At 49.9% G+C, this 11,539-nt stretch carries 5 protein-coding genes; all 5 read right to left on the bottom strand.

The annotated features are described in order from the left end of the window. Positions 1-6,460: Ig-like domain-containing protein (locus CYR52_RS21700; RefSeq protein ID WP_175579006.1), on the bottom strand; the 6,460-nt coding region annotated here is incomplete at its 3' end. A gap of 18 nt (positions 6,461-6,478) precedes the next feature. Continuing rightward, the gene (locus CYR52_RS21695; RefSeq protein ID WP_072931188.1) at positions 6,479-7,750 is read right to left on the bottom strand and encodes an HlyD family type I secretion periplasmic adaptor subunit; all 1,272 of its coding nucleotides are present in this window, start codon (positions 7,748-7,750) and stop codon (positions 6,479-6,481) included. Next, positions 7,747-9,090: a TolC family protein gene (locus tag CYR52_RS21690; RefSeq protein ID WP_101829417.1), complete on the bottom strand. Its 1,344-nt coding sequence runs from the start codon at positions 9,088-9,090 to the stop codon at positions 7,747-7,749. The genes CYR52_RS21695 and CYR52_RS21690 overlap by 4 nt, the downstream gene beginning before the upstream one ends. Continuing rightward, positions 9,087-10,505, bottom strand: a complete 1,419-nt coding sequence (locus CYR52_RS21685) for a MotA/TolQ/ExbB proton channel family protein (RefSeq protein ID WP_101829416.1) — start codon at positions 10,503-10,505, stop codon at positions 9,087-9,089. The genes CYR52_RS21690 and CYR52_RS21685 overlap by 4 nt, the downstream gene beginning before the upstream one ends. Before the next feature lie 4 nt (positions 10,506-10,509). Continuing rightward, positions 10,510-11,313 (bottom strand): hypothetical protein, encoded by an 804-nt coding sequence (locus tag CYR52_RS23025; protein WP_101829415.1) that lies wholly within the window; start codon positions 11,311-11,313, stop codon positions 10,510-10,512. Between the last annotated feature and the right edge of the window lie 226 nt (positions 11,314-11,539).

The following is an 11,539-nucleotide window of genomic DNA, read 5'->3' as shown; positions in this document are numbered from 1 at the left end:
GCCACTGCCCTGCTGCATCCTGGGTCGCGGCCTGCGGCGCAGCGCCGTCGATGCTGACCATCACCGTCACGACGTCGCTGTCGGTGGTAATCGCAAAGCCCGGCGTGGTGTCGTTGGTCTGGTTATCACCGGCGACACCGGTGTCATCACTTAACGTCACTACCGGCGCAGTAATCGCCGTATCCACAGTGATCGTCAGCGCCGCTGAGGTCGCGGTATTACCGGCATCATCGGTGACATTTACTTGCACCGCATACTCGCCATCCGCCAGCTCCGGTGCGGTAAAGTTCCAGGTTTCCCCGGTTTTGATGGCGGGATAGATCGTACCGTTGATCAGCACTTCCACCGTCACCGCGTCCGCGTCAATATTGCTCAGGGTGAAGGTCGGCGTCTTCACATTAGTGATGTTGTCGGCCGAGTCTGCGCCGCTGTCTGAAGCGTCATTCAAATCGATGGTCGGGATATTGACCGTGGTATCGACAGTGAAGCCAAACGCCTCGCCGCTGGTGCTGTTACCGGCGTTATCGGTCACGGTCACAATCAGGGCGTGTTCGCCATCTGCCAAAGCGGAAGGCGTGACAAAGTGCCATTGCCCCGCAGCGTCTTGTACCGCCGCCTGCGGCGCACCGCCGTCAATGCTCACCATCACGGTCACGACGTCGCTGTCGGTGGTAATCGCAAAGCCCGGCGTGGTGTCGTTGGTCTGGTTGTCACCGGCGATACCGGTGTCATCGCTCAGGGTAATGACCGGGGCATTCACTGCGGTATCGACCGTGATATTCAGCGCCGCTGAGGTTGCGGTATTACCGGCATCATCGGTGACATTTACTTGCACCGCATACTCGCCGTCGGCCAGTTCCGGCGCAGTGAAGCTCCAGGTCTCCCCAGTTTTGGTGGCCGGATAAACCGTGCCGTTGATCAGCACTTCCACCGTTACCGCGTCGGCATCGATATTGCTCAGGGTGAAGGTTGGCGTCTTCACATTGGTGATGTTGTCGGCCGAGTCTGCGCCGCTGTCTGAGGCGTCATTCAAATCGATGGTTGGGATATTGACGGTAGTATCCACGGTAAAGGCAAACGCCTCGCCGCTGATGCTGTTGCCCGCCACATCCGTAGCAGTGACGATCAGGGAATGCTCGCCATCACTGAGGGTGGAAGGCGTCACAAAGTGCCATTGCCCCGACGCATCCTGTACCGCCGCCTGCGGTGCAGCGCCGTCGATGCTGACCATCACGGTCACCACGTCGCTGTCGGTGGTAATCGCAAAGCCTGGGGTGGTGTTATTGGTCTGATTGTCACCAGCTACGCCGCTGTCATCGCTTAACGTCACCACCGGTGCGTTGATGGCTGTATCGATCAGCACCGCTGTCGAGGTAGAGATTGCGGTATTGCCCGCGTCATCAGTGACGCTCACCTGCACCGCATACTCGCCGTCGGCCAGTTCCGGCGCGGTGAAGCTCCAGGTTTCCCCGGTTTTGGTGGCAGGATAAACCGTGCCGTTGATCAGCACTTCCACCGTCACTGCGTCGGCGTCGATATTGCTTAAGGTAAAGGTTGGCGTCGTTACATTGGTGATGTTGTCCGCAACATCGGCACCGCTGTCTGACGCGTCATCCAGATCGATGGTCGGGATATTGACCGTGGTATCGACGGTAAAGGCAAACGCCTCACCGCTGGTGCTGTTACCGGCCACATCCGTGACCGTCACGATCAAGGAATGCTCGCCATCACTGAGGGTGGAAGGCGTGACAAAGTGCCACTGCCCCGCCGCATCCTGGGTCGCGGCCTGCGGTGCGCCGCCGTCGATGCTGACCATCACGGCCACCACATCGCTGTCGGTGGTAATCGCAAAGCCCGGCGTGGTGTCATTGGTCTGGTTGTCACCGGTGACACCGGTGTCATCGCTCAGGGTAATGACTGGCGCGCTGATGGCGGTATCAATCAGTACCGCTGTGGATGTTGAAATCGCCGTGTTGCCCGCGTCATCGGTGACGCTTACCTGCACCGCATATTCGCCATCCGCCAGTTCCGGTGCTGTGAAGCTCCAGGTTTCCCCGGTTTTGGTGGCAGGATAAACGGTGCCGTTGATCAGTACTTCCACCGTTACCGCGTCCGCGTCAATATTGCTCAGGGTAAACGTCGGCGTCTTCACATTGGTGATGTTGTCGGCAGAGTCTGCGCCGCTGTCTGAGGCGTCATTCAGGTCAATCACCGGGATATTGACGGTGGTATCGACGGTAAAGGCAAATGCCTCACCGCTGGTGCTGTTGCCCGCCACATCGGTGACCGTCACGATCAGGGAATGCTCGCCATCACTGAGGGTGGAAGACGTGACAAAGTGCCACTGCCCCGCCGCATCTTGTACCGCCGCCAGCGGTGCGCCGCCGTCGATGCTGACCATCACGGTCACCACATCACTATCGGTGGTAATCGCAAAGCCCGGCGTGGTGTCATTGGTCTGGTTGTCACCGGCGACACCGGTGTCATCGCTCAGGGTAATGACCGGCGCGTTGATGGCGGTATCAATCAGCACCGCTGTGGATGTTGAAATCGCGCTGTTACCCGCATCATCGGTAACGCTTACCTGCACCGCATACTCGCCGTCTGCCAGCTCCGGCGCGGTGAAGCTCCAGGTTTCCCCGGTTTTGGTGGCGGGATAAACCGTGCCGTTGATCAGCACTTCCACCGTTACCGCATCGGCATCAACGTTGTTGAGCGTGAAGGTCGGCGTGATGTCATGGGTAATATTATCCGCCGCGTTCGCGCCGGTGTCTGAGGCGTCATCCAGATCGATCGCCGGGGTAGTGACAGTGGTATCCACGGTAAAGGCAAACGCCTCGCCGCTGATGCTGTTGCCCGCCACATCCGTGACCGTCACGATCAGGGAATGCTCGCCATCACTGAGGGTAGAAGGCGTCACAAAATGCCACTGCCCTGCTGCATCCTGGGTCGCGGCCTGCGGTGCACCGCCGTCGATGCTGACCATCACCGTCACCACATCGCTGTCAGTCGCAATCGCGAAGCCCGGCGTGGTGTCGTTAGTCTGGCTATCGCCTTGAACACCGGTGTCATCGCTTAACGTCACCACCGGTGCATTTATCGCGGTATCAATAGTGATTATTAACGCGTCTGACGTTGTACTATTTCCTGCCAAATCGGTAATTGTCGCGGAAATAACGTGCTCGCCATCGCTCAGGCCGACTGGTGCAGTAAATGCCCAGCTTCCGTTATTCTGTGTTACCGGATAATCAACACCATCAATAGTTATCGTGACATGTGTAACGTCTTTATCCACGTTATTCAGCACGAACTCCGGGTTTTTACTATTAATGATATTGTCGGTTGGTGATATCCCGGTATCAGCGTGCGCCGCCAAATCAACAGATGGAATATTCAGCGAGGTATCAACCGTGATATTGAGTTTCTCTGACGTCGCGGTGTTCCCCGCCACATCCATTACCGTCACATGGAATGCATAACTTCCCTCAGCGAGAGGGTCTGAATAAGAGTACGTAAATTGCCAATGGCCATTTGCATCCGCGCTGGCCTTGCCGACATTATTGCCGTCACAATAAACCGTGACGCTGGCGAAAGGTTCAGCCGTCCCGCTAAATGACGGTGAGCTGATATTAGTGATGTGGTCTTGCACACTGTCACCACTGTCACTGTCTAAATTCAGCGTAGGAAGGTCAGTATGCAGGTCGATAATCACAGGGACGGGCACTGAACTTGCGCTATTACCTGCAATATCCGTGGAGACGACCATTACGCTGTATTCGCCCTCCGCTAATTTTTTATCAGCCGGTACCCGGAAACTCCAGTTGCCGTTTTTATCCGCCACCGCGCTGCCGTAATTTATACCGTTAACAAAAAGAGCAACTTCAGCCCCTGCTTCTGCCGTCCCTTTAAAAAGAGGCTGGGGATCTTTGGTGATACTGTCGTTATCATCGACCCCGGTATCTGACGCCGCATCGATCATTAATGTCGGCGTATCGGTAACGGTATCGATCACCAGATCATAGGTTGAATTCGCAACGTTTCCGATTTCATCTTTGGCGATGATGTCGACTTTATAAACATCATCAGCCAGCGCCGGGTTCGGGTTTATTTCACATGCCCAAACCCTGTTTTCATCTGCCAGGGCGGTGCCCAGCAGGCGGCCATCAAGCATAATCGACACGGTGGCATATTTCTCAGCCGTACCATGCAGTTGAAGCATATCGTTATGGTTGGTGATCCAGTCACTGTTGCTGGAACCGGCATCATCTTCGGCATCTAAGGCCGCGACGGGTATTAATGTTTCGGTATCTACCGTAAACGGGTAGACGTCGGAAGGAAGCGAGATATTGCCGGCCAGATCGGTGGCCGTCACCGTCACGTTATATTCACCGTCCTTCAGCGCGGCCGTTATTTCATAGGACCAGGTTCCGTTCTCGTCTGCCTGCACCGTGGCGTATTTTTTGCCCTCGATAAAAATCGTCACCGTGCTGCCGGCTTCCGCGCTGCCGTGTAAATGCGGCGTATTGTCTGATGTCAGCGTGTCACCTGAACGGGAGGTGACAGACTCTTCCAGCATAACGGTTGGGATCTCAGGAGGAACGGTATCCAGGGTATAGCTGAAATCATAATCCTGGGTATTACCGGCCACATCGACAACGGTAATAACCAGCTGGTTTATCCCTTCCGCGGAATCCCCAGGGAATTGGAAAGTAAAACTGCCGTTTTGCGCGGCCTTAATATCAATGCTTTCCCCAGTAGTAATATTTTTTACCGTCAGCTGGCTGAACGCGTCTGTTTTTCCTGAAAACGTCGGGTTAACAACGTTGGTGTAATTATCACCTATAATACCGCTGTCATTGCCTGCCGCTAACTGGAGGGAAAATGCATCGATATTGGTGTCAATTTCAATATCAACCTGATTGGATGACGTATTCCCCGCGCGATCTGAGGCAATCACCTGAACAGTATAATTGCCGTCAGCCAAAATCACGTCGCTGTCGAGGGTATAATGCCAATTCCCTTTATCATCAACCGCTACGTCAGTTATTTTGTAGCCGTTGACATAGAGTTCAAGCACAGAGTCTGGCTCGGCTTTACCGTGGAAGCCGGGGGTTATCTCGTTGGTTAACAGGTCGTCAGAATAGGTGCCGGTATCACTGCTCTCGTCAAGAAGAATTTCCGGCATTTCAGGCGGGATAGTGTCGAGCGTGATCACGCCGGAAGTACTCGCGCTGTTATCCGCCCGGTCAGTGGCAATAATAACAATGTCATTCGTGCCTTCTTTCAGCTCCCCCTCACTGAATTGATATGACCAGTTCCCGTCAGCATCGGCTTTTACCGTCGCCAATAATGTCTCATTGGCATAAATATCAATACTGGCATTGGCCTCAGCCGTGCCTTCGATTTTCGCCTGGGCAAAACGCGTTAAATTCTCCCCCGGAATCTGGTCTTCCAGTGGAATAGCGTATTGTTGGCTGAGCTCAAACGTTGGCGCGTCCGTCACGGTGTCAATGGTCACCATCACCTGAATACTGCCGCTGCCGCCTTTTCCATCATCCACATCAGCCTGCACCGTGTGCTGGCCATCAGCCAGCGCAGAAGGAACAGGAATAACAAAGTTACCCATGCCGTCTGATGTCGCCAATGCGACAACAATGCCGTCAATTTTTAATGTCACGGTGGCATTAGGCTCAGTAGACCCAATAAATACAGGGTTAACGGCGCTGGTGATATTATCGTTTTTCACGCCGCTGTCACTGCGCTCATCAAGCTTCAACGAAATATCCAACGGCTTGACAATAATATCTTCACCCTCGGCAGTGCTGGCCGACGAAGAGGAAAAAGAGGAGTGGCTGTCTTCCAATTTAAGGCGTTCAGACTCAGCGACCCCTTCTTCCTCCATTTTTTTCTTTTTAGGAAATGCAGGTTGCTGCGCATCGCCCAATTCTGCCGACACGCCGCCGCTGGTCGCTGCCTGTTGCTTTGCTTTATTGTCCAGGAACTCCTGCAGTTGCTGCTCAACGTCTTTTGCCGCTTTCTGCGCCTCTTCCGCCTCCGCCTTTAATGCTTCAGCCTCTTTCTTTATGTTCTCCGCTTCTTTATTGACGTCCGCGAGGCGTTTTTCATACTCTTTTTGTTTGTTATCGGCACGCTCTTGTTGTGTGTTGTTCTGCCGGGCGTCAGATAAGGACGAATCAAGCCGTTCAATTTCCAGGTTGCTCAAATCAATAGATTTAAGCAACTGATTACCGGAAATCTCACCATCTTTAAAAGCAAAAGCCACCTTGCTGTTTTCAAGGCTGGAGTACATCGCGCCATTGACAATATTTACCGTCTGGCCGCCGGCGAAAATAAATTTCAAGTCAGTGCCGCTAATAACGAAACGCGCTTCTTCCTGACTTCCGTACTGGCTGAGGTCAACGATAGAGCTATCATTGATAAAAATTGTTTTATTACTCATTCTGTCTACCTTCAATTTTTATTTGGCCGTTTCGCGCGGCGTAGTGATTAAGGGTTCTGAGAACATTTTATTCATCCCCTTCAGAAGCGGGGACATCAGGTATTCCATAATACTGTGCCGCCCGGTAATCACGTTGGCGTCAACCGTCATGCCGGGCATCACTTTATTTAAATCTTTCCTGGAAATTTCAAACTGCACGATGACTTTGTAATATCTGACCATGGAACCATTCACAGACTCTTCATAGGAGTCCGAGCTGATCTCTTCAATGACACCTTTAGCGGCTTTGGAGCCTGACATCATAAAGGACATGACATTGATGTTGACATTTCCCCCAACGAATACCTGGTCACGATCTTTGGGCATGATTTTTACCTCTGCCTGTACCAGGGTTGAGAAAGGTTTTATTTCAAACAGCGCATCTGCCGCCTGAATAACACCACCTTTAGTGTTGGCGCTTTTGTTTACCTGGTGTATGACGCCGTCAATAGGAGACTTAACCAACGTCTCCTGTAACTGGCGTGACAATATGTTTATAGTGGATTCGTTGAGTGCCAGCTCTTTCTGAGACTCAGCCAGATCTTTCGAGAGCGAGTTACGCAGCTCAAACTCGGCATTATTGATTTCACTTTTTGTAATTTCAATTTCATCATTAATTGAAGAGATTTTATTGTCTAAATCAATAATCTCTGAGTTTAAGCGCACGGCAGATTGCTTTTTATTCAGGAGATTGGTGTAGGAGCTTATCCCTTTCTTTACCAGCGGTGAAAGAATATTCACCTCTTCCTGGAGCAGTGCCAGCTCACTCTTTTTACTGATTTTCGCGACATCCAGGCCGTTAATGTCGGAAGTGAGCCCATGGATTTTCACTTCTTTCGATGTTATCTGGCTTTTGACCATCTGCACATTGCTGATAATGTCGCTGTTTTCCAGGGTAGACACATCAAACGAGCCGATTCTGTGGGTATCCGATAATACCCGGTTGATCTCATCGATATTTTTTTTAAGGATTTCTGCCTGGGTAAAGTAACGGTCATACTCTTTTTGGACATCGAGGTTAGATATCTTCGCCAGCACCTGGCCCGCCTTGACGATATCGTGTTCGGAAACATAAATTTCCTCAACGGTTCCGCCTTTCGATAGTGAAACAATCTGAGTATTATCTTTTGTTGCAACAATACCCTGGCCGTGGACAACAGAATTGACTTTTACCATGCTGAAAATGATGATAATCAGCAACGTCATACTCATAATGACCATCATAAGATGGTCACTTTGTTTCCTATTCATTTTACCAACGACCTTGAACCCGGTTGTATAACCTCATGCTGCAGTTGCAGATTCTTCAACAAAACAGCGGTTTGAGACATTTGATCGAGCTTACTTTGGTAAATACCGTAAGTAGATTCAATCATGGTGATGTTTGCCTGGAAAAGTTCATTACGGCTGGAGATCAGATCCAGCAGTGATTTCTGCCCTAATGTAAACTCTTCTTTATAAAGCTCAGTCAGCTTGCGGGCGTTTTCATAGGAACGCTTTGCAATATCCAACGCTTCTTTATTGGAACGGTATTTTGAAAGAGAGACGTCAATATTGTTACGGCTTTGAATAATGAAATCATCCGCTTCCAGTTTGGTCTGACCATAACGCGCTGCGAACTTTCTTTCTTCTGCCTGATTTTTAAAGCCGTTAAAGATATTAAGCCCGACTTTAACCCCTACCCTGAATTCATCAGGATAATCATCCCGGTTTGCATCACTGGAAGGGGAATTATCACTGTAACCCACATTGGCATCAATTGTCGGATAATTGGCCGATTTCGCGGCATTGATATCAGAATACGCGGCCTCGGTACTTTTTTGCAGTGATTTCCAGGTGGGATTCTCACTCATGACCTTTTTCATCACGTTTTCTTTGTCCGTGATAAAATGATAGTGATCAAATACCTCAGGCAAGCGTGAGATGTTTTCCAGCGTAACCGCATCCCCGGTCATATTACGGATCCTGGCCAATTCAGCATCTGCCTGATCCCGGTAAGCGAGTTCCTGGGTACTTAATGCATCAATCGATGCCTGCACTTTACGCAAATCAGACTGCATCGCTACACCGGAATTAATCAATTCAGAAAAATCACTTAACATCTTTTTATAGAACAGTTTCTCCTCATCGATGCTTGCCATGATTTTTTTTAACTTTTCTATTTTTAAAAAGGCATCGGTGGTGCTCTTGGCGGTGTCATTCATGCTCTGCAGGAAATCACTGGCGCTGCTTTCTTCAATGCTTTGCGCTTTGTGGATGTTATTGCTTCTGACCCCAAAGTCCGCAATGCGGTAAGCCAGGGTGATTTTATTTTCAATGTTCCGCTCTTCACTCTCCTCTTTATTTTTTTGCGATGCCTCAGAGGTCGCATCTAATGTAGGGTAAAGGGAGGCTTTGCTCATTGCGGTTTCCTGATGGCGGCGCTCAATTTCCATCGATGCAATAGCCACAGAAGGTTGAGCTTCAAGCGCATGTTTTACCAACACCGTCAGGGGATAGGCCCCTACGCTATTTCCTGCCGGCATGGCAGAGAACGCAGGGACAGAAAGCAGGGAAATACCCGTCAATAATGCCGCCATAGACATTTTCATTGGTCATTCTTCTCTTTCAGGATTAAGACATCTTTTTGCAGGCTGTGGTGCATATCCGCGATCTGCCCAAATAACGGGGTAAACGTTTTTAAATGGCTTTCAATATGGCTCTGCGTGGTGCTGTGGCGCACAAGGTTTTGCTGCTCATGTAAAATAATATGGGCATCCATCGCATTCAGTTGCTGGTGATTCTTTTCAAATTCCCCCACGGTGGTGTCATGCAACTCTTTCATGGCATTCTGCAACTGTTGTGAATTATGCAGAACCACCGCCTGGCTTTGTTCAATGGCTTGCTGGGAGTCAGTCACATACGCTATTTTCGCTTCCTGCTCCGTCATTTGCTCGCTGGTTTTCATCAGCAACGCGGTATGTTCAGCGATCTGCTGGTGCGTATCGTTAATGACATTTTGCTGTTCTGACAGCCCCTCTTTTACCTTTTCTACGCCGTTATTAATGTCACGCAACCGGCCGCTGCCTGTTTCGCAGAATGACAGCAATGAGGCTTCAAAGGCGGCGCGTTGCGCACTATTGACCGTGGTTTGTTCAAGCAACTGGCGCACAGTGCCGTTTGATTCCGTGCAGAGGGTAATCAGGCGTTCCTGGAAGGTGGCCAGAGACGCTTTAATATCACTGACAATCTCATCCACCGGCGAAACAATACGCAATGTCCGGGTTTTTCCTGCCACCTGTTTGCGTTTCATTTCACGGATAAAACTTAATTTGGTATCCCGCAGCGTGACGTTCAGGCGCACAAAGGCATTACGCACCAGTGAACTCATCACGTTCAGAAGAATGGCGCTCACCACCCCATAAATAGAGGAAACGAAGGCGGTATTCATGCCGCGCAGCGGCTCAGAGAGTGAGGAGACCACATTCACAATGATTTTCAGCGTATCTGCATCTGTGCCGCCGCCAATCTGTGATTTATCAAGCAGCGTTATCACTGAGGCAATGGTCAATGAAAGGCCCGCAAATGTCCCTAACAAACCAATCATGGTGGAGATATTGGCGCAGCTTAAAATGGCTGACATACGTTGATTATGTTTACGGTTGACACTTTCATCGATGTTTTCATAAAGCGACATCAGCGTGTCATCATCCAGCCCGTGATCGGGTTTGAAGACAATTTTATTGGCATCACCGAGCAGGTGGGCGGTTTTTACGTAATCTTTAGTTTTCAGAACACCATTACAGATCCTGATTTCGAAAAAAGAGGCGATGACAATGGCGCAGCCTACCGTATACACCAGAATCACCACCGTATTATAAAATGCGGCGACGTTATAAGTATCGATAACATAATGCCGGATACCCGGCACGAGCATCATGAGTAACGGGGCGGCGGCGACCAGCAGCACCATAAAAAGGCTGAGGTTATTATTAATAACCCTGGAGGATGTTTTGTTGCGGTTCATTTATTTACTCGACTTTTGTAATGACAGCGCTGTTACTCATAACACCGGCATCGTTGATGACTGAAATAGCGACATCCTGGTTCACTTCATTTTCCTTAACCACTTTCAACAGCATAATTCCCCGCTGATAGGCCAGGCGCATGGCATCAGAAACGGCAATGGCTTTATTGCTGTTGGTATACACATTCACTGACGTGGATGTATGCTCCGCCTTTAACCATTCCTTGAGTTTGCCGATAATTTCAGGTGGGAAACTTTGCTCATTTTTTTGGAAATGGATAACGAACTGATTGCCTTTAATTTCAAAGGCCGGCGTTTTCTCATGGACATCGTACCGCCCGGCCGGCATCGGCGACGCGTTCCCACGCTTATCAACCAGGGTGGCGGCTGGAGGGGCGTTGTTCACCTCTGCCTGAGCAACAGCGCGGCGCTCATTTTTACCTGTGCTGTCAGCCGTTTCAGCGGCCTGTGCAGCCTCCGCATTACCGGCTGCCTGGGAAGCGTTGGCCGCCGTTACTGCTTCGGTCACTTCAGTGCTATCGGTACGGTCCGCTTCTGAGGTTTGGCTCGCAGGTTCTGTATGGTTATTTTTTTGTTTCGCTTCGGTTTCTGTCGGTAACGAGGTCATGTCGGGCATTTTTTTATCGGAATAGACCGGTGCCGTTACCAGGGGAACATAATGTTTTTTTGCGCTTTCATACATAATTAACATGCTGTTAAGGACAAAAACCAACATCAAAAATATAAATATGCACAAGACGGTTGAAAAGGCATCCACAAAGGTGGGCCACGGATTACTCTCTTCCATATATATTTTGTATACCTGGGGTGGGTGATTCATTAGTGCGCGTATCTTACACAAGCAAATAATTAAGATCTATATGAATATAAAAAAATAGTACAGTTATCATTGCATTGATAATAAAGGATTTTCTTGTATTTTTTACATCTTTGATCCCTTCAAAGTAAATAAATAAATCTCTCTTTAATATCAATACTTATTATTTTTAAAGCGTAATTAACAAAAGCGGATG

This window comes from Chimaeribacter arupi (assembly GCF_002858805.1).
Taxonomy (GTDB): Bacteria; Pseudomonadota; Gammaproteobacteria; order Enterobacterales; family Enterobacteriaceae; genus Chimaeribacter; species Chimaeribacter arupi.
The sequence above is the reverse complement of the archived record's forward strand: the minus strand, read 5'-3'. Positions and strand labels throughout refer to the sequence as shown.